Origin of the sequence: Neorhizobium sp. T7_12 (genome assembly GCF_002968535.1) — a bacterium.
GTDB classification, from domain to species: Bacteria; Pseudomonadota; Alphaproteobacteria; order Rhizobiales; family Rhizobiaceae; genus Neorhizobium; species Neorhizobium tomejilense.
This window is the reverse complement of the sequence record NZ_PVBK01000003.1, coordinates 252,997-274,058: the sequence shown is the minus strand read 5'-3', so window position 1 is coordinate 274,058 and position 21,062 is coordinate 252,997. Positions and strand designations below refer to the sequence as shown.

At 60.2% G+C, this 21,062-nt stretch carries 10 protein-coding genes and 1 pseudogene; 6 read left to right on the top strand and 5 right to left on the bottom strand.

What is annotated here, in order from left to right; all coding sequences use genetic code 11:
• Positions 1 to 135: 135 nt before the first annotated feature.
• Both C5J26_RS33650 and C5J26_RS10285 read right to left on the bottom strand, forming a co-directional pair.
• Positions 136 to 447, bottom strand: a pseudogene (locus C5J26_RS33650) (ArdC-like ssDNA-binding domain-containing protein); the annotation flags it as partial.
• 47 nt (positions 448 to 494) lie between these two features.
• A complete protein-coding gene (locus C5J26_RS10285; protein WP_105401659.1) occupies positions 495 to 695 on the bottom strand; it encodes a hypothetical protein in 201 nt (66 codons plus the stop codon).
• A 110-nt stretch (positions 696 to 805) separates the two neighbouring features.
• On the opposite strand from C5J26_RS10285, the gene C5J26_RS33645 reads away from it, so the two are divergent.
• On the top strand, positions 806 to 997 hold the full coding sequence (locus C5J26_RS33645; RefSeq protein WP_172724120.1) for an SEC-C metal-binding domain-containing protein: 192 nt from the start codon (positions 806 to 808) through the stop codon (positions 995 to 997).
• Positions 998 to 1,052: 55 nt separating this feature from the next.
• On the opposite strand, the gene C5J26_RS10275 is transcribed toward C5J26_RS33645, so the two are convergent.
• The 3 genes from C5J26_RS10275 to C5J26_RS10265 form a co-directional block, all read right to left on the bottom strand.
• Entirely contained in the window at positions 1,053 to 1,649 is a 597-nt protein-coding gene (locus tag C5J26_RS10275; RefSeq protein WP_172724119.1) for a hypothetical protein, read from the bottom strand.
• A gap of 228 nt (positions 1,650 to 1,877) precedes the next feature.
• Positions 1,878 to 2,189 (bottom strand): type II toxin-antitoxin system RelE/ParE family toxin, encoded by a 312-nt coding sequence (locus C5J26_RS10270; RefSeq protein ID WP_105401656.1) that lies wholly within the window; start codon positions 2,187 to 2,189, stop codon positions 1,878 to 1,880.
• Positions 2,179 to 2,457: a type II toxin-antitoxin system ParD family antitoxin gene (locus C5J26_RS10265; RefSeq protein ID WP_105401655.1), complete on the bottom strand. Its 279-nt coding sequence runs from the start codon at positions 2,455 to 2,457 to the stop codon at positions 2,179 to 2,181. Before C5J26_RS10265 ends, C5J26_RS10270 begins: the two co-directional genes overlap by 11 nt.
• 824 nt (positions 2,458 to 3,281) lie before the next feature.
• Here C5J26_RS10265 and C5J26_RS10260 point away from each other — a divergent pair.
• From C5J26_RS10260 to C5J26_RS10240, 5 genes are all read left to right on the top strand, one after another.
• Positions 3,282 to 3,611, top strand: a complete 330-nt coding sequence (locus C5J26_RS10260) for a hypothetical protein (protein WP_105401654.1) — start codon at positions 3,282 to 3,284, stop codon at positions 3,609 to 3,611.
• Positions 3,612 to 3,720: 109 nt separating this feature from the next.
• Positions 3,721 to 4,284 carry a YdeI family protein gene (locus C5J26_RS10255; RefSeq protein ID WP_105401653.1) on the top strand — a complete coding sequence of 188 codons (564 nt, stop codon included), beginning with the start codon at positions 3,721 to 3,723 and terminating at the stop codon, positions 4,282 to 4,284.
• Between the two features lie 522 nt (positions 4,285 to 4,806).
• On the top strand, positions 4,807 to 6,954 hold the full coding sequence (locus C5J26_RS10250) for a type I secretion system permease/ATPase (RefSeq protein ID WP_105401652.1): 2,148 nt from the start codon (positions 4,807 to 4,809) through the stop codon (positions 6,952 to 6,954).
• Positions 6,951 to 8,408 carry an HlyD family type I secretion periplasmic adaptor subunit gene (locus C5J26_RS10245; protein WP_105401651.1) on the top strand — a complete coding sequence of 486 codons (1,458 nt, stop codon included), beginning with the start codon at positions 6,951 to 6,953 and terminating at the stop codon, positions 8,406 to 8,408. The genes C5J26_RS10250 and C5J26_RS10245 overlap by 4 nt, the downstream gene beginning before the upstream one ends.
• Before the next feature lie 1,003 nt (positions 8,409 to 9,411).
• Positions 9,412 to 19,794 carry a M10 family metallopeptidase C-terminal domain-containing protein gene (locus C5J26_RS10240; RefSeq protein ID WP_371681909.1) on the top strand — a complete coding sequence of 3,461 codons (10,383 nt, stop codon included), beginning with the start codon at positions 9,412 to 9,414 and terminating at the stop codon, positions 19,792 to 19,794.
• Positions 19,795 to 21,062: the final 1,268 nt, after the last annotated feature.

Genomic DNA, 21,062 nt, shown 5'->3' with positions numbered 1-21,062 from the left:
GCGCTGCACCGGATCAAGGATCGCCAGCGCCGGTCGGGTGTACTGTTCCGGCAATCCCTCGATCTGCTCGACGTTAAAGACCGTGTATCCCTTTATGAAGGGAATATCGCGCTCGACCTCTTCCCCGCTCGCCTCGTCGGCCTCGCTGCGGTGAAGCGTGCTGGCATAGACGACAAGGCTGCCCTGTTCGCTCTTCCTGACATGCCCGCCAAGTTCCGCGCACTGCTTCTACGTCATCCAGATCGGCGCGGCATACCCTTTTGTGACCGCCTCCGACTAGAGCATGATCGTGTTGATGCCGCGATAGGCAACACCGTTTGCCCGCAAGGGCCTCGTGATCCGGCCTGCCGTATGTTCTGCGTTCCATGGCTGCATCCACGGCCTGACGCCTTTTTCCAGTTCGGCGACGATGTGGTTGGTGATCTTCTCGTAAATGTCCTGTTTCATGGGAAAGCCTCGCCTGCGAAGCAGGCAGGTCAAGCCTTTTGCCAATCTTACCGGATACCGGTGCCCTTAAGGTCCAGAACGAAGGTGGTCGGGTTGTCTTCGGCTGGGCGATCTGAGAGTGGCCGGGCGTGTATCTCGGAGCTGAGCATCATGCCGTTCATGAAGATGCCGCAGGAAATTGACTGGATGTTACGCCCACCCAGTTTCCCGACATCACTCATCGCCTTTTTTTGAAGATCCCACTGCATTCTATGATTTCGAAAACGAAGGAGTGCGCCACGATAATCATCCTCTTGCACTCGCCCATGCCCCGTTAATCCAGGCTCTTTTTGACAATGCGAAGAGGCACAATGGCCTGATGAACACGCTGCGTGGCGTTGGGCAGATCCAGGTGACACCGGAGCTCAGCAGGCGGATAGAACTTCTGCAAGCGGAAAATGCCCGCATCAGCTACCAGCTGGCGATAAGGTATACGAAGAGAAATGACCGTTGTTTTTGCGGAAGTGGCAAGAAATTCAAGCATTGCCACGGCGGGATCGCGGGGAGGTAGTCGGTGGATTGATAGACGATGGATACGGGACTGCAGGGGGGCGAAATCTCTTCCCTCAGGCGGCTTTCACGACGCCCGTATAAGATACCATCTCACCGTCTTCGATACGGATTGCGGCTCGCAAACCTCGCCGCCCTGCAACGGAAAATACCAGGCGATCGTCCGTCTGCTCGATTAACTTGAGAATATGCCCCTCGGCGTCCTGAAGATTCGTGCTTTCAAAACCGGCGTCGGTGAAACCGTGCGCCGCGAGGAATGCCACGTTTCGGCGTTCGATTCCGATGCGGTGCGCCTTGGCCCGGCGGCTCTGGAGGCCCCAGAGGATGCCGACCAGAGAAAGGACACTCACTGCAAGGAATCCCCAGCCAACCGCCGCATTTGATGCCGAATGCTTATCTTCGAAGATCAGGGCCGCGGTCATGACTAAGCCTCCACCGACGACAATCATCACCAAGGAGCCGATCAGGTTCACGAAGAAGAAATAAAGGGCGCTACGGCCGATACCCATGAAGAGGTTGCGCCAACCGAATACAAGCAGGCCCGCCCCTATGGCGACGAACAACAACGGATTCTTCTTCGCTGATCTGTACACATCACGCCCGAAGCTGGCACCGAATCCTGTTGTCGCTGCCCGTGCGATATCTGCAATCATGTCATTCGCCCCCTATCACCACAATGGAAAATAGGCGGTGTGAGTTGCGATTTGGTTCATGATTCATGGGCATTTCTGGCCTGAACCGGTTTCAGCCTATGGGTCGCCGTCCGACGCCGGTTTTTAGGGGGTCGAGGCGCAGGTGCCTGCGGAGATCTGGCTCGCAAAACCTTAAACTCTATTTGGAGTGCCAGACGGCACCGTGCGTTCCGCAGACGCCGTTCGGCGTTAAAACAGTGCTGAAAGGTCGCGCCGACCATCCACCACCCGCACGATTTCGACCATATGGATATTGCCCTCGTCAGTGTCCGGCAGGGTCTCATAGAGGATGACATAAGGCGCTTCGACCAGCATCCGGGCGGTACGGAAGATTTCCGGATGGCGCTCGCCCAAGCGAGGATGCTCGATCAGCATTTCCGCCTTGTAGCGGAAATTGGCGAAATACCACTCCGCGCTGCGGGGCTGGTCTTTGCCGATATCGACGTAGATTTTCTTGACGTCGGCACGGGCCTTCGGTGTCCAAACAAGTCTAGCGGGCATCGGTCGCGGCAGACAGTTCCTCGCGCGCTTCATCCAGCGCAGCGTCAAAATCCACGTCGATAGCGGGACCGCTGGCCTTGCCCTCGTTCCACATGGCTCGCAGTTTGGCGATATCCTCACGCTTCTGCATCCATTTGGCCGACCAGTCGCGCATGGCTTCGCGGACGACTTCGCTTCCGCTGGCATAAGCGCCGCTTTTGACGGCATCGCGTAACAGCTCGGCGTGCTGCGGTGTCATCGAGACGCTGACTTTTTCAACATTGGCCATGGTTGACCTCCATCTGCTTATGGTAGTAATTATTACCACCAACTGACAGCGCCGGCAACAATTATGGAAGGCTGGCTTAGGTTGACCGTTCTTCACTATCGCCACCTACTGCTGCATGCTCGGTAGTGAAGTCCTTTCAGTCCAGACCGTGTGCAGGCGGGACGCTTGCCAGAGGTAGCCGTCGGAACGCTAGTCTTCAGCATGGATCCAACAATTATTTGGGCGGAAGAATGGTTGGCGGCTCACGCCTATCGCGTGTTGAGCCTACCGAAGTTGATCCGTGCTGTACCGGGGCAAAAATCCATCGCTTCGAAACGGATCGGGGAAACATTTACCTAAAATGGAGCGCACCGCCTACGCGCGCGAGGCGGTGCTGATGATCCATCTGGCCGCGCCGTTTCCAGCCGATATTCTTCCTGTCTTGGCGTTAAACCAGAGCATGGGCACACTTCTTATGCCCGATAGTGGTGAGCCTTTGCGTGGCAAGCTAAAGGAATCGTATGATCTACAAATTGTAGGCACCCCCCTCAATCGATATGCCTCTATCCAGCGCACCTTTTCGTCGCAATTGGACCCGCTTTTCATGTTGGGCCTGGATGACTGGCGGATGGCCGTGTTTCCCGATCTTTATGACAATCTGGTTCATGACGACATCCTGCTAAAGCGGGAAGGACTGGGCACTGCCGAAATCGAGAAATTGCAGGGGAACGGAGAAAGGGTCCGTCGTCTATGTGCACTCCTTGCCGCCTCCCGGCGCGCTTCCCCAACGCCGTTTTTCCTTCTATCTTCCCCGCATTCGCAAATCTCAGGTTGCAGGAGGGGTCATGTTTGGAGAGGTAAAATATCGTCTGGGTGGCTTGCTGGCCCTGGTTGTCGGCGCGGCCGTGGGGTGGTCGGCCATATGGCAGCCGCTTCAGCAGGCGAATTTGGACGCCGACACCGTCACATGGATGCCGCGCGTCGTTGTTCTGCTGGCGGTGTGCGCGGTTTTCGGCCTCTATTTGCTCTTCACCGGCAACCGCTATCCCTATCGCGATGTCGAGCGCAGCACGTTGACGACGGCGGGGTGGATCTTGTTTGCGATCATCGCCGTGGCTGCGGTCACCGGTTTCTTCTGGATGGACATGACGTTGAGGTCGCTCGGCTACCACTGATCGCGCCAGGCGCCGGGGCTTGTCATCCGACCGCCACCCCGCCAATCCTTCCAACCCAACGAGCAATGGCTGCCATCTGGATCGGCAGTTCGCCAACCGGGAGCCGCCCATGGACCTTGCCACCGAAGCCGTCGCCTTCACCGATCCCGCGGATTGGGCCTCCTGGCTTTCCGCTCACCATGCCACCTCGTCCGGCGTCTGGCTGAAGATCGGCAAGAAGAATCCGAAGCGGACCCTGATCACCATCGACGAGGCGCTGGACGAGGCGCTCTGCCATGGCTGGATCGACAGCCAGCGCAAAGGCTTCGACGCGACCTCCTATCTGCAGCGGTATTCGCCGCGTCGCGCCAAAAGCCCGTGGTCGAAGCTCAATGTCAATCGGGTGGCAGCGCTGACGCAGGCCGGGCGGATGCAGCCGGCGGGGCTGGCGGAGGTCGAGGCGGCCAAAGCCGACGGACGCTGGGCGGCCGCTTATGCGCCGCAGCGCGAGGCCGGCCTGCCGGACGACCTGCTGGCGGCGCTCGCTGAAAATGCCACCGCCGCCGCCGCCTTCGAAAAGCTCGACAAGACCGGCCAGTATGCGGTGGTGCTTCCGCTCCTCAAGGCTACGACCCCGGAAATCCGCGGCGCGCGGCTCGAAAAGGCGGTCGCGAAACTAGAAAAACCCAAATAGGCGGCCCAAGGCGGCGATTCAAAAAAGAACCTATACCTTGTCCAGGAAATGAGGCCTCCCGGTCCGCTTTGGGGCTGATAGCGGAAAGTTCCGCTACGAGCATACGCGGCGTTCATCCAGTGCCTCATTGGCTACATCAAGAAGATCGCAGCGGTTCGGCGAAAAGCGTGGAAGTCCACTAACACCGACCGTTCGCATCAGAATTTATCACAGTTGTATATCTTAGGGATATCTCTGGCGATAAATCCAAGGTGACTGCGACGCCATAGATTGATCTTATCGAGACAATGAGAAAAGGGAGCAGGGTGTCCGTATCGGTAATCATGGAGTAGCAAGCGTCGCGCCGTGGTTGTGAGTCGTGGGTAATACGTCACACGCCATCCCGAAATCTCGCGAGTGCAATATTCCCATAGATTGCAGATGTGAATCCGCCTACATCTGCAGGCGCAAACCGTCGGCAACGGCTGCGGGGAAGGGTGCCTTGCACAGGCAAAGAAAACGCTCAGGGGATTGTTTCGCGGCATGGATGGCGTCGTTTCGCAGCAGCTCGACTCCGGCCTCCGTGCGCTGTGCGGCATTGCGGCTTTCTACCGGATCGCAGCCGACCCTCAGCAACTGCAACATGATCTCGCCCTGAAGGGCCGGCCCTCGCAGGCGCTTGATCTGCAGCGTGCCGCCAGGCTGATTGGCCTTAGAGCCCGCCCGGTCGAGAAGGTCAGCGAACGTCGGCTGCGGACAATTCCGGTGCCGGCAATCGTGCGGGTGAAAGGCGGTGCTTTCCAGGTGCTTGGCGGCCTCAATCCCTCCGGAAAGTACCGGCTGATTGATCCCGTCACGCGGGTCGATCGGGAAATCGAGCCAGAGGACATCGCATCGGAGATCGGAGGGAGTGTCCTTCTCGTCGGGCGGCGGCTCGGCGGCGAGGGCTCGGATCCGCGGGAATTCGGGTTCAAGTGGTTTGTGCCATCCATCTGGCGATATCGAAAGCCGCTGGCGCATGTTCTGCTCGCCTCGCTTTTCGTGCAGATATTCGCACTGGTGACCCCGCTATTTTTCCAGGTCGTCGTCGACAAGGTCCTGACGCACAAAGGCTACTCGACATTGTTCGTGCTGGTGGCCGGCATCGCCATCATCGGCCTCTTCGATGTCGTGCTTCAATATCTGCGGACTTACGCGCTGGCCCATACGACCAACAGGATCGACGTCGAACTCGGTCAGCGGCTGTTCCACCATCTATTGCGGCTGCCGCTTGGCTATTTCGAGACCCGTTCTGCCGGCCAGACGGTGGCACGTGTGCGCGAGCTCGAGACCATCCGCGCTTTCCTGACCGGGCAGGGGCTGTTTTCGGCGATCGATCTTCTTTTCACCTTCGTCTTCATCGCGGTGCTCTTCGCCTATTCCTGGAAGCTGACGCTGATCGTGGTTGCCGCGATCCCGATCTATATGCTGATCGGCATGGTCGTGCGTCCGCCGCTGCGGGAGTTGGTCAAGGAGAAGTTCAATCGCGGTGCCGCTAGCCAGCAGTTCCTCGTCGAAGCGATCGTCGGCGTCCACACCGTCAAGGCTTCAGCCGTCGAGCCCATCATGCAGGCGCAATGGGAAGAAAAGCTTGCGGCCTATGTACGGACGGCTTTCGATACCACGCTGCTCAGTGCCGGCGGCCAGAACGCCATCCAGTACGTGAGCAAGCTTTCGACGGCGGCCCTGCTGCTTTTCGGGGCCAAGGCGGTCATCGACGGTGAACTTTCGGTCGGCTCGCTCGTCGCCTTCAATATGATCGCCGGTCAGGTGACCCAGCCGGTTTTGAGGTTGTCGCAGCTCTGGCAGGATTTTCAGCAGGTGCAGATCTCCATCGACCGCCTTGGCGACATCCTGAACACGCCGATCGAACGGCACCCCGGCGCCCGCATGGCGCTTCCGCCACCCAAGGGTATGATCCAGTTTCGCAATGTCACATTCCGCTACCGGCCCGGTTTGCCCGAGGTTTTAAAGAACATCTCTCTCGACATTCATCCCGGCGAGGTCATCGGCATCGTTGGCGCCTCCGGTTCCGGCAAATCGACCCTCACCAAGCTCGTCCAGCGCCTCTATATCCCGGAAGAGGGACAGGTGCTGCTCGACGGCGCCGACCTCTCGCAGCTCGACCCGGCCTGGCTGCGCAGCCACATCGGTGTCGTGCTGCAGGAGAACCTTCTCTTCAATCGGACGATCCACGACAATATCGCCTTCTCAAATCCTGCGATGCACCGCGCCCAGGTGATCGCCGTTGCCAAGCTCGCCGGCGCAGACGAATTCATCACCCGGCTGCCCCAGGGTTATGACACGATGATCGAGGAGCGGGGCGCCAACCTTTCCGGCGGCCAAAGGCAACGCATCGCGATTGCCCGAGCTCTTGCGACGAACCCGCCGATCCTGATCTTCGACGAGGCGACCAGCGCGCTTGACTATGAGAGCGAGCGGGTCGTCCAGACGAACATGCACCAGATCGCTCGGGGCAGGACGGTGATCATCATCGCACACCGGCTCGCCGCCATCAGGCCGTGCAGCAGGATCATCGGCATTGCGGATGGGCGGATTGCCGAAATGGGCAGTCATGAGGAACTGCTCAAGCGTCCGGACGGGCTTTATGCGCGGCTTTGGGCCCTGCAGAACGACAGGGGCGGGGCATGAGGAAAGCGCCCGCCACGACCGCCCGATATGCCGACCTTCCGATGAGGCCCGCAGAGCGGTCCGATCACGAGTTCCTGGCGCCCGCTCTGGAAGTCCTGGAGACGCCACCCTCGCCGGTGCGCATGGCGCTGATCCTGATCATTTGCGCCTTCACCGCAACGGCTTTGGTCTGGTCCTATGTCGGCCGCATCGACATTATCGCTGCCGCCCAGGGCAAACTCCAGCCGACCGGGCGCGTCAAGGTCGTCCAGCCGCTGCTGACCGGCAAGGTGAAGGAGCTTCCGCCGCCAAACGGTACCCATGTCGAAAAGGGCGATATCCTCCTTGGGCTCGATCCGACCGATGCCATTGCCGATGAGACGGATGCGGCAAAGGGCCTGGCGTCCATGCGTGCCGAGGTCCGGCGCCGCAAAGCGATCGTGGATCATGTCCATTCGCGCGTGCCGAACGCGCCGTTGCCGATGATCGACTGGGACGCGGATGTGCCCGATGAGCTGCGCCGGAGGGAAGACGGCATTCTCCGGGGAGATCTTGAACAACACCAGGCCGCAGTCGCCTCGCTTGCGGCTCAGAAGCACCAGAAGGAAGTGGAACGCGATCGTCTGAATGTGACGCTTGCGGCTCAGAATTCCCTGGTCGAAACGCTGAACGAGCGCGTGACGATGCGTAGCGCACTCGCGTCAAAGGATGCCGGGACGATGGCAAGCGTCATCGACGCGACGGAAACGCTGAAGGAGCAGGCGACGCAGCTTGCAATGCAGGAGGGCCGGCTTGCCGACGCCGTGGCAAGCATCGAGGTCTTTGCGCGGGAGAAGGACAGGGTAACGCGGGCGTTTCTAAGCGACCACCTCGCGCGACTCGGCGATGCGGAGCGTCGGGTCGAGGAGCTTGAGCAGCGCCTGACGAAGGCAAGAAATTCGCGGGAGCAGATGACGCTGCGCAGCCCGATTGCCGGCACGGTACAGGCATCGTCGATCACCAGTGTCGGGCAAGTGGTGAGCGTCGGTCAGGACGTCATGCGCGTCGTGCCCGAGGGCAGCGCACTGGAACTCGAGGTTTACGTCTTGAACAAGGATATCGGCTTTATCAAGCTTGGCCAGGAGGCCGTCGTCAAGCTCGAAGCCTTTCCCTTTACCCGCTATGGCACCATCCCGGCCCGTGTCACGAAAATTGCGGCGGATGCCATTCCGGAACCCGACGCCGCGCGCCGTGAAGGCGATGCCGCAGCAAGGCTTGCGGGGAGCGTCTTCGGCGGCGCCGAAAGAATGCAGAACCTGGTGTTTCCGGTGACGTTGAGCCTGGATGCCGACCGGGTTTCGGCGGACGGACGCGAGTTCAAGCTCAGTTCGGGCATGTCGGCGACCGCGGAGGTTCGCACGGGAGAGCGCCGGATACTCGAGTATGTGTTTTCGCCGCTGGTTGAGGTCGCGGAGGAAGCGATGCATGAACGATGAACCGCTTGCGGCTATACCGGCAACTCGCGCTACCGGCCCCGAGCACCATTCTCCTCAGGTCGCGATCGAACAGGGAAAAGCGGTGGACGCAACGGCCTGTCGTGGAATGTACTGAGACTTAAGTGCCCGCCCTTTGGAAAAGGACATGTAATGGACCTTTCGCTCCCTTGGCCGTTTGGACCCGCATCAATCGCGATGCTCTGTGCCGCGGCATTTTTCTATACTTTATCTCTGTTCAGATCGATGCCGACGGGAGTGGTGCTGCTATCTGCAACTATAATTTGCTCATTTTGCGTATCAATAGCGCTCCTTGTGTTTGGATCCGAGCCTAATATTCGTGAATTCTCGGTTGCCTCTCTTTCGGCTTTTCTTCTTTTGGTGTTAATGGTAAATATGTCAGGAATCTACTCGAAATTAAGGTCAGCACCAGTTGAAGAATTGACTTCAACAATAGTAGCTAGACTACTTCTACTTTTTATTCCACTGTTGTTTGTTTGTTTCGCGATTTACAAGTACAGGCAAAGGGATTGCGTTGATAAAAACTGCAGAGTCGCAAGCTATGTACTTGGTGATAAGAACTATGATATTATATATTACTTTTGGGCCTTCGGGCTTTCGTCAGTGTTAATTTGGATATGTTCGATGCAGATTCTGGAGCTTATTGCACGAATCCGTAACCTCACTCGAATCGGGAACTAGGATATGTAGTCCACTGGTTCCCCAATAAATGCTTCGGCCGCTCACCTGGAGCACAGGGAAGCTGCATAACCCATGATCGAGTAGAATAGCAGGCAGGGATTTTATGACGGGCATTATCACTTCCACAAAGAATGTGCCTTTGACCGGAGATCAGAAAATCGACGGGCTTATCAGCGGCTACGCGTGGGACGGTACGATAACCTATGCGTTTCCCACCAGCTCGACCTCGTACTCGTATAGTGGAGAGAGAGATTTCGGTTTCTCCTCGATTTCTTCGCAGCAGCAGGCTGCTGCCTTGATCCTCATGGAACAATCCTATGGAAACACGGCGAATGACGGTTTCTCCATAGAAGGATTTACCAACGCCGATTTTGTGGTCGGAGACGTAAACACTGCAACGGTGCGATTTGCTCAGTCATCCGACCCTGATCTTTCGACGGCATGGGCCTATTTTCCCAGCACCGGCAGCGCCGGCGGCGATATCTGGTTCGGGACGGAATATGCTGGCACTAACGATGATTATCGGTTTCCGGAGTTCGGCAACTATGCGGGACATACGTTGGCGCATGAACTGGGTCACGCTCTGGGCCTGAAACATGCTCATGAACCGGACAGCAATGGCAATCCGAAGATCGTGCCGAGCAGTTACGATTCTCTCGAATATACGATCATGACCTACCGCACATATATCGGAGACGTTCCGAACGGCTACGAATACGAGCAGAATAGTGCGCCACAGAGCTTCATGATGCTCGACATCGCCGCTCTGCAGGAAATGTATGGCGCGGACTATACGACCAACGGTGACGATACCACCTATAAGTGGAATCCGAATGAGGGCGTTACCTATGTCAATGGCGTCGCGGCCATCACGCCCAATGCTAACAGGATATTCGCAACGATCTGGGACGGCGGCGGCGTCGATACCTATGACCTGAGCGCCTATACCACCCGGCTTAGAATCGACCTGAGAGCCGGGGGCTACTCTTTCTTTTCCCAAGCCCAGTTGGCCGACCTGGGCGGTAGCCTGAACAATGGTTATGCCCGCGGTAACATTTTCAACGCGCTGCTTTATCACAACAACCTTGCGTCGCTGGTCGAGAATGTTCAGGCAGGCTCCGGCCACGACACGATTGTCGGCAACGAAGTAAGCAATACCCTTTGGGGTAACGGCGGAAATGATTCGCTTGGCGGCGGTGCAGGCGACGACACGTTGATTGGAGGCGCTGGTTCCGACTCGATGTCGGGCGGGGTGGGCGACGATCTCTATGTGGTCGATATCGCGACCGACATTGTGATCGAGAACCTGAATGGAGGAACCGACACCGTCCAGACAGCGATTGCAAGTTATGCGCTCAGTGCCAATGTCGAGAATCTCACCTACACCGGCATCGGCAACTTCTCGGGCACCGGCAATGTGCTTGCCAACACGATCACCGGTGGGGCGGGCAATGACACGCTGAGCGGCGGGGCCGGCGCCGACACGCTGATCGGCGGCAGCGGCGACGACAGCTACGTGGTCGACAACGTCGGCGATGTCGTCACCGAAAACGCTGATGAAGGCACGGATACGATAAAGACCGCACTCGCCAGCTACACGCTGGCGGCGGTCGCCGATGTCGAGAACCTGACCTATACCGGCGTGGCGGCATTCACCGGAACCGGCAATGGCCTCGACAACACGATCCGGGGCGGCGCGGCCGCCGATATCCTCGACGGCGGCACGGGCGCCGACACGTTGATTGGAGGCGTTGGCAACGACACCTACATCGTCGATGCCTTGGGCGATATCGTTTCCGAAGCCGCCAACGCAGGCACCGATCTGATCAAGACGGTGCTTTCCACTTATGAATTGACCAGTATCGCCCATGTCGAGAAGTTGACCTTCATTGGCGCCGGCGACTTTGTGGGGACCGGGAATGCTTTGGCGAACGTCGTTTCCGGCGGTTCCGGCAACGACACGCTGGATGGCGGCGCAGGCGCCGACACGATGATCGGCGGCACCGGTGACGATACCTACATCGTCGACATCGCCACCGACGTGGTGACGGAGCTGGCAAACGAGGGCAGCGACACGGTCCAGACCGGACTTGCCGGGCTGACGCTTGCCGTCAATGTCGAGAACCTCGTCTATACCGGCAGCGGCAACTTCGCCGGCACCGGCAATGTGCTTGCCAACACCATCACCGGCGGCACCGGCAATGACACGCTGAACGGCGGGGCTGGCGCCGACACGCTGATCGGCGGTCTGGGCAACGACATCTACGTCATCGACAACGCTGCCGACGCCATCGTCGAGAGTGCCGCGCAGGGCGCCGACACGGTGCAGACGGCACTGGCGAGCTACACGCTTGCCGACAATGTCGAGAACCTGACCTTCACCGGGGCGGTGGCCTATGCCGGGACGGGCAATGCCCTCAGCAACGTCATCACCGGCGGGGCTGCCGTCGACACGCTGTCGGGCGGCGGTGGCGACGACACGCTGGACGGCAAGGCCGGCGCCGATGTCCTGATCGGCGGCACCGGCGACGATACCTATATCGTCGACAATGCCGCCGACGCCGTCACCGAAAACGCCGACGAGGGCATCGATACCGTCAGGACCGCGCTGGCCAGTTATTCGCTGGCGTCGAGGGCCAACGTCGAGAACCTCAGCTATACGGGGACGGCTGCCTTCACTGGAACAGGCAACGGCTTGAACAATACGATCGTCGGCTCTCTCCTGGCTGCGAATACGCTTGATGGCGGTGCTGGGGCGGATGCGCTGCAGGGTGGTCGCGCGAACGACACGTACATTGTCGACAATGTCGATGATCTGGTGATCGAAGATGTCGGAGGAGGCATTGACCTCATCAAGACGACGCTCGCGAGCTACTCTCTCGTGCAATTCTCGAACGTCGAGAATCTGATCTTTACCGGTGCTGGCAACTTCAGCGCCATTGGCAATTTGCAGAAGAATACCATCATTGCCGGCGCCGGCAATGATACCCTTGACGGTGGCGCCGGCGCCGACACGTTGGTCGGCGGGCTCGGCAACGATATCTACATCGTCGACATGGCGACCGATGTGGTTACGGAGGCAGCCGGTGCCGGCACGGACGAGATCCGGACGTCGCTCGCTACCTATTCGATTGCTGCATTGGCGAATATCGAGAATTTCACCTACACGGGATCTGAAAACTTCACCGGCACCGGCAATGGGCTCGCCAACACGATCACCGGTGGGGCGGGCAATGACACGCTGAACGGCGGGGCTGGCGCCGACACGCTGATCGGCGGGGCGGGCGACGACACCTATGTGGTCGACAACGCCGGTGATACTGTCACCGAAAACACTGATGAAGGTACGGATACGATAAGGACCGCACTCGCCAACCACTCGCTGGCGGCGGTCGCCGATGTCGAGAACCTGACCTATACCGGCGTGGCGGCATTCACCGGGATCGGCAATGGCCTCGACAACACGATCCGGGGCGGCGCGGCTGCCGACAATCTAAGCGGCGGCGCGGGCGCCGACACGTTGATGGGCGGAGCAGGTTCCGACACGATGTCGGGCGGGGTGGGCGACGACACCTATGTGGTCGATGTTGCGACCGACATCATCGTCGAGAACCCGAACGAGGGCACGGACACGGTCCAGACGACGCTTGCGAGCTATGTCGTTGGAACGAATGTCGAGAACCTGACCTATACGGGAACGGCGGCGTTTACCGGCAGCGGCAATGGCGCGGTGAACGTAATCACCGGCGGGGCGGGGGCCGATACGCTCGACGGCAAGGCCGGCGCCGATACGCTGATCGGCGGTGGCGGCAATGACACCTATATCGTCGATACCCTGGGCGATGTAGTGGTCGAGGCATCCGGCGGCGGCACCGATGTCATGAAGACCGATCTTGCGAGCTATTCGCTGGCGGCGATCGCCAATGTCGAGAACCTGACCTTCACCGGAAGCGGGGGCTTTACGGGCGCCGGCAACACTCTCGACAACGTCATCACCGGCGGAATTGGCGACGACACGCTCTCTGGCGATGCGGGCAATGACACACTGAACGGCGGCGCCGGAGCGGATACGCTTTCGGGTGGCACGGGCAACGATATCTACGTCGTCGACAATGCCGGCGATACCGTTACCGAGAACGCCGACGAGGGCACCGACACGGTGCAGACGAACCTCACAAGCTACACGCTTGGGACCGATGTCGAGAACCTCACCAAGACCGGCACGGCAGCCTTTGCCGGCAATGGCAATGCGCTGAACAACGTCATGACCGGCGGAACGGGTGTCGACACGCTGAAGGGCGGGGCGGGCGACGACACCTATGTCATCAGTACCGGCGACATCGTCGTCGAGAATGCCGACGAGGGTATCGACACGCTGCAGACGAACCTGGCCTCCTACACGCTGGGAGCCAATGTCGAGAACCTGACCTCGACGGGCGCGGCAGCCTTTACCGGCACCGGCAATACGCTTGACAACATTATCAAGGGCGGAGCGGCAGCCGACAGACTGACCGGGGCTGCGGGCAACGACACGCTGGATGGCGGGACAGGCGTCGACACGCTGATCGGTGGCACCGGCGACGATACCTACATCGTCGACATCGCCACCGACGTGGTGACGGAATTGGCAAACGAGGGCAGCGATACGGTCCAGACCGGACTTGCCGCGCTGACGCTTGCCGCCAATGTCGAGAACCTCGTCTATACCGGCAGCGGCAACTTCGCCGGCACCGGCAATGTGCTTGCCAACACGATCACCGGCGGGGCGGGCAACGACACGCTGAACGGCGGGGCCGGCGCCGATACGCTGATCGGCGGCAGCGGCAACGACATCTATATCATCGACAACGCTGCCGACGCCATCGTCGAGAGTGCCGCTGAGGGCACTGACACGATGCAGACGGCACTGGCGAGCTACACGCTTGCCGACAATGTCGAGAACCTGACCTTCACCGGTACGGTGGCCTTTGCCGGGACGGGCAATGCCCTCGACAACACGATCACCGGCGGGGCTGCCGTCGACACGCTGTCGGGTGGCGACGGCGACGACACGCTGGACGGCAAGGCTGGCGCCGATGTCCTGATCGGCGGTACCGGCGACGATACCTACATCGTCGACAATGCCGCCGACGCCGTCACCGAAAACGCCGACGAGGGCACCGATACCGTCAGGACCGCGCTGGCTGCCTATACGATTGCTGGCAATCTTGAGAATCTGACATATACCGGCGCAGCAGCATTTGCCGGAACAGGCAACAGCCTCGCCAATACAATCAGGGGCGCCGTCGGCGCCGATACGCTGGATGGAAAGGCAGGAGCAGACATATTGATCGGCGGTGCCGGAAACGACACCTACATCGTTGATGATGCCGCCGATGTCGTCACGGAGGTGGTCAATGAAGGCCCCGATCTGGTCAAGACGGCGCTTTCTGCCTATGCGCTGACCAACGTCGCCAACGTGGAGAACCTGACCTTTACGGGTACCGGCGATTTTTCCGGAACAGGAAATTCATTGGCGAACGTCATTACCGGCGGAACCGGCAACGATACCCTGGATGGTGGCGCGGGCGCCGATACCTTGGTCGGCGGGCTCGGCAACGATACCTACATCGTCGACATGGCGACCGATGTGGTTACGGAGGCAGCCGGAGCCGGCACCGACGAGATCCGGACGTCGCTCGCTACCTACTCGATTGCGGCACTGGCGAATATCGAGAACCTCACCTACACAGGCACCGGCAACTTCTCGGGCACGGGCAATGGTGCCGCCAACACGATCACCGCTGGGGCGGGCAATGACACGCTGAACGGCGGGACCGGCGCCGACACGCTGATCGGCGGCAGCGGCGACGACACCTATGTGGTCGACAACGCCGGCGATACCGTCACCGAAAACGCTGATGAAGGCACGGATACGATAAAGACCGCACTCGCCAGCTACACGCTGGCGGCGGTCGCCGATGTCGAGAACCTGACCTATACCGGCGTGGCGGCATTCACCGGGACCGGCAATGGCCTCGACAACACGATCCGGGGCGGCGCGGCCGCCGATATCCTCGACGGCGGCGCCGGCGCCGACACGTTGATTGGCGGCGTTGGCAACGACACCTACATCGTCGATGACCTGGACGATATCGTTTCCGAAGCCGCCAACGCAGGCACCGATCTGATCAAGACGGTGCTTTCCACTTATGAATTGACCAGTATCGCCCATGTCGAGAAGTTGACCTTCATTGGCGCCGGCGACTTTGTGGGGACCGGGAATGCTTTGGCGAACGTCGTTTCCGGCGGTTCCGGCAACGACACGCTGGATGGCGGCGCAGGCGCCGACACGATGATCGGCGGCACCGGTGACGATACCTACATCGTCGACATCGCCACCGACGTGGTGACGGAGCTGGCAAACGAGGGCAGCGACACGGTCAAGACCGGACTTGCCGCGCTGACGCTTGCCGTCAATGTCGAGAACCTCGTCTATACCGGCAGCGGCAACTTCGCCGGCACCGGCAATGTGCTTGCCAACACGATCACCGGCGGCACCGGCAATGACACGCTGAACGGCGGGGCTGGCGCCGACACGCTGATCGGCGGTCTGGGCAACGACATCTACGTCATCGACAACGCTGCCGACGCCATCGTCGAGAGTGCCGCGCAGGGCGCCGACACGGTGCAGACGGCACTGGCGAGCTACACGCTTGCCGACAATGTCGAGAACCTGACCTTCACCGGGGCGGTGGCCTATGCCGGGACGGGCAATGCCCTCAGCAACGTCATCACCGGCGGGGCTGCCGTCGACACGCTGTCGGGCGGCGGTGGCGACGACACGCTGGACGGCAAGGCCGGCGCCGATGTCCTGATCGGCGGCACCGGCGACGATACCTATATCGTCGACAATGCCGCCGACGCCGTCACCGAAAACGCAGACGAGGGCATCGATACCGTCAGGACCGCGCTGGCAAGTTATTCGCTGGCGTCGAGGGCCAACGTCGAGAACCTCAGCTATACGGGGACGGCTGCCTTCACTGGAACAGGCAACGGCTTGAACAATACGATCGTCGGCTCTCTCCTGGCTGCGAATACGCTTGATGGCGGTGCTGGGGCGGATGCGCTGCAGGGTGGTCGCGCGAACGACACGTACATTGTCGACAATGTCGATGATCTGGTGATCGAAGATGTCGGAGGAGGCATTGACCTCATCAAGACGACGCTCGCGAGCTACTCTCTCGTGCAATTCTCGAACGTCGAGAATCTGATCTTTACCGGTGCTGGCAACTTCAGCGCCATTGGCAATTTGCAGAAGAATACCATCATTGCCGGCGCCGGCAATGATACCCTTGACGGTGGCGCCGGCGCCGACACGTTGGTCGGCGGGCTCGGCAACGATATCTACATCGTCGACATGGCGACCGATGTGGTTACGGAGGCAGCCGGTGCCGGCACGGACGAGATCCGGACGTCGCTCGCTACCTATTCGATTGCTGCATTGGCGAATATCGAGAATTTCACCTACACGGGATCTGAAAACTTCACCGGCACCGGCAATGGGCTCGCCAACACGATCACCGGTGGGGCGGGCAATGACACGCTGAACGGCGGGGCTGGCGCCGACACGCTGATCGGCGGGGCGGGCGACGACACCTATGTGGTCGACAACGCCGGTGATACTGTCACCGAAAACACTGATGAAGGTACGGATACGATAAGGACCGCACTCGCCAACCACTCGCTGGCGGCGGTCGCCGATGTCGAGAACCTGACCTATACCGGCGTGGCGGCATTCACCGGGATCGGCAATGGCCTCGACAACACGATCCGGGGCGGCGCGGCTGCCGACAATCTAAGCGGCGGCGCGGGCGCCGACACGTTGATGGGCGGAGCAGGTTCCGACACGATGTCGGGCGGGGTGGGCGACGACACCTATGTGGTCGATGTTGCGACCGACATCATCGTCGAGAACCCGAACGAGGGCACGGACACGGTCCAGACGACGCTTGCGAGCTATGTCGTTGGAACGAATGTCGAGAACCTGACCTATACGGGAACGGCGGCGTTTACCGGCAGCGGCAATGGCGCGGTGAACGTAATCACCGGCGGGGCGGGGGCCGATACGCTCGACGGCAAGGCCGGCGCCGATACGCTGATCGGCGGTGGCGGCAATGACACCTATATCGTCGATACCCTGGGCGATGTAGTGGTCGAGGCATCCGGCGGCGGCACCGATGTCATGAAGACCGATCTTGCGAGCTATTCGCTGGCGGCGATCGCCAATGTCGAGAACCTGACCTTCACCGGAAGCGGGGGCTTTACGGGCGCCGGCAACACTCTCGACAACGTCATCACCGGCGGAATTGGCGACGACACGCTCTCTGGCGATGCGGGCAATGACACACTGAACGGCGGCGCCGGAGCGGATACGCTTTCGGGTGGCACGGGCAACGATATCTACGTCGTCGACAATGCCGGCGATACCGTTACCGAGAACGCCGACGAGGGCACCGACACGGTGCAGACGAACCTCACAAGCTACACGCTTGGGACCGATGTCGAGAACCTCACCAAGACCGGCACGGCAGCCTTTGCCGGCAATGGCAATGCGCTGAACAACGTCATGACCGGCGGAACGGGTGTCGACACGCTGAAGGGCGGGGCGGGCGACGACACCTATGTCATCAGTACCGGCGACATCGTCGTCGAGAATGCCGACGAGGGTATCGACACGCTGCAGACGAACCTGGCCTCCTACACGCTGGGAGCCAATGTCGAGAACCTGACCTCGACGGGCGCGGCAGCCTTTACCGGCACCGGCAATACGCTTGACAACATTATCAAGGGCGGAGCGGCAGCCGACAGACTGACCGGGGCTGCGGGCAACGACACGCTGGATGGCGGGACAGGCGTCGACACGCTGATCGGTGGCACCGGCGACGATACCTACATCGTCGACATCGCCACCGACGTGGTGACGGAATTGGCAAACGAGGGCAGCGATACGGTCCAGACCGGACTTGCCGCGCTGACGCTTGCCGCCAATGTCGAGAACCTCGTCTATACCGGCAGCGGCAACTTCGCCGGCACCGGCAATGTGCTTGCCAACACGATCACCGGCGGGGCGGGCAACGACACGCTGAACGGCGGGGCCGGCGCCGATACGCTGATCGGCGGCAGCGGCAACGACATCTATATCATCGACAACGCTGCCGACGCCATCGTCGAGAGTGCCGCTGAGGGCACTGACACGATGCAGACGGCACTGGCGAGCTACACGCTTGCCGACAATGTCGAGAACCTGACCTTCACCGGTACGGTGGCCTTTGCCGGGACGGGCAATGCCCTCGACAACACGATCACCGGCGGGGCTGCCGTCGACACGCTGTCGGGTGGCGACGGCGACGACACGCTGGACGGCAAGGCTGGCGCCGATGTCCTGATCGGCGGTACCGGCGACGATACCTACATCGTCGACAATGCCGCCGACGCCGTCACCGAAAACGCCGACGAGGGCACCGATACCGTCCGGACCGCGCTGGCTGCCTATACGATTGCTGGCAATCTTGAGAATCTGACATATACCGGCGCAGCAGCATTTGCCGGAACAGGCAACAGCCTCGCCAATACAATCAGGGGCGCCGTCGGCGCCGATACGCTGGATGGAAAGGCAGGAGCAGACATATTGATCGGCGGTGTCGGAAACGACACCTACATCGTTGATGATGCCGCCGATGTCGTCACGGAGGTGGTCAATGAAGGCACCGATCTGGTCAAGACGGCGCTTTTTGCCTATGCGCTGACCAACGTCGCCAACGTGGAGAACCTGACCTTTACGGGTACCGGCGATTTTTCCGGAACAGGAAATTCATTGGCGAACGTCATTACCGGCGGAACCGGCAACGATACCCTGGATGGTGGCGCGGGCGCCGATACCTTGGTCGGCGGGCTCGGCAACGATACCTACATCGTCGACATGGCGACCGATGTGGTTACGGAGGCAGCCGGAGCCGGCACGGACGAGATCCGGACGTCGCTCGCTACCTACTCGATTGCGGCACTGGCGAATATCGAGAACCTCACCTACACAGGCACCGGCAACTTCTCGGGCACGGGCAATGGTGCCGCCAACACGATCACCGCTGGGGCGGGCAATGACACGCTGAACGGCGGGACCGGCGCCGACACGCTGATCGGCGGCAGCGGCGACGACACCTATGTGGTCGACAACGCCGGCGATACCGTCACCGAAAACACTGATGAAGGCATCGATACCGTGCGGGTTTCTCTTGCCAGCTACACATTGGGCACCATCGGTGATGTGGAAAACCTCATCTATACGGGCAAGGCAGCATTCACGGGCATCGGTAACGAGCTCGACAACCTTATCGTCGGCGGTGCGGGCTCCAACACGCTAACGGGTGGCGCAGGCAACGATACTCTCACTGGTGGAGCGGCCGCAGACATCTTCGTGTATCTGCCAGACTGGGGCCACGATACGATCACAAATTTCGTGGCAACCGGTACGGCACATGACACGATCAAGATCGATGACAGCATCTTTGCCGATTGGGCATCGCTTCTCGCCGCATCCAACCAATCTGGCGGCGATACGCTCATTACGGCCGATGCGGACAATACCATCACGCTGCAGAACGTGCTCTTATCAAGCCTTCAGTTGGGGGATTTCCAGTTTACTTGATTTCCGCTCGGACTCTCCGCGGGAAATCCTGCCGGGGAGGAGTGGGGGCGATCTATTGTCCGACAGGGCGTGCCTTGACCAGCGTCCCTGGATGAGGGACAGGTCACCTGTCCGTCCGCCGCGGTGCATTTCGAGCACTGGCGCGAGCACCCCGGTTGCAAAGACTGCATGCAAAGACTGCCGCGACACTGGGTGGGTATGCTAGTCTCACCCAACAAAGCCATTCACGGGAACACAAGGATGCCCGTGCGGCGCCGCCGGCATACCATGCCCCCGTTGCTCACCGGAACTCGCATGGGATAAGGCGCCGGACTACTTAGGATCTTCAGGCCTGAGACGGCGAACTGCAAATGGATCGATAACAATGAGCATTTGGAGGGACAAGGCCGTAGCCGTTTACTATTTGGCAGTTTCGATGGTTGCGTTTCATCCAGTAAGGAGAATTTATCTTGCTGCCACGGATATTGATATTGCTGGTACATTTGCAACCTGCGGCGCGAGCTATCTAACCAGCGGTCTTCTTTGGTTGTCCATGGCTACATTGTCGGTGTTGCTGCATATGGTGATTGGACTGATTTACTACACCAGCAACGATGAGGGTCCATACGGACCGTGGCCAGTTGCCCGGAGCAGAAAGGCTCCACCAAGGAGACGCATCGTCCCATACGTTGCGAACTTCGCGGTCATTGCGAGCATTGGCATCGCTGGAGTAATGACGTTTCCAAAATGCCGAAATCCGAGCAGCCTGTCTCATCCTGCGGTCCAGTCAAGCTTGCCAGCTGCTCTTTGATGTCTCGGCGGTTACCCCCTGCGGGAGAGGCCGTGCACGGCACTTCTGCCGCGGCGGGCTGGATCTTTGTCCGGGACGCAACGTCTTCGCCGTTTTCTGGTCATGTGCCAGGCACTCGCCCTGCGTCCAGACGCCGGTCCCCCGGCAATCCCCCCACACACCAGCGACCGTGTCGTCGATCGCCTCCTGGTCGTGAGGTGTTGCGCCTTTGGCTCCGATCAGCGACGTACCGACGATTGCCCTACCCGTGCGGGACAGCTACCCCTTCGAGGCACGACCTGTTGAGGTGAGGTACATCCCGCCGCGCTCACTGTACATGCGACGGTTAAAGCGCGCCTTCTTGGCGGCTGGGAGCCACCAGACCGGCATGCCGGCGAGCGAGATTACGTCATTTGGCGTAACCTGAACGGGGGATGACGTATCTCAGGTTATCTGCGATGTTCCCACCGCCAAGAGACTGTTGAGGGCTCGAACGGGA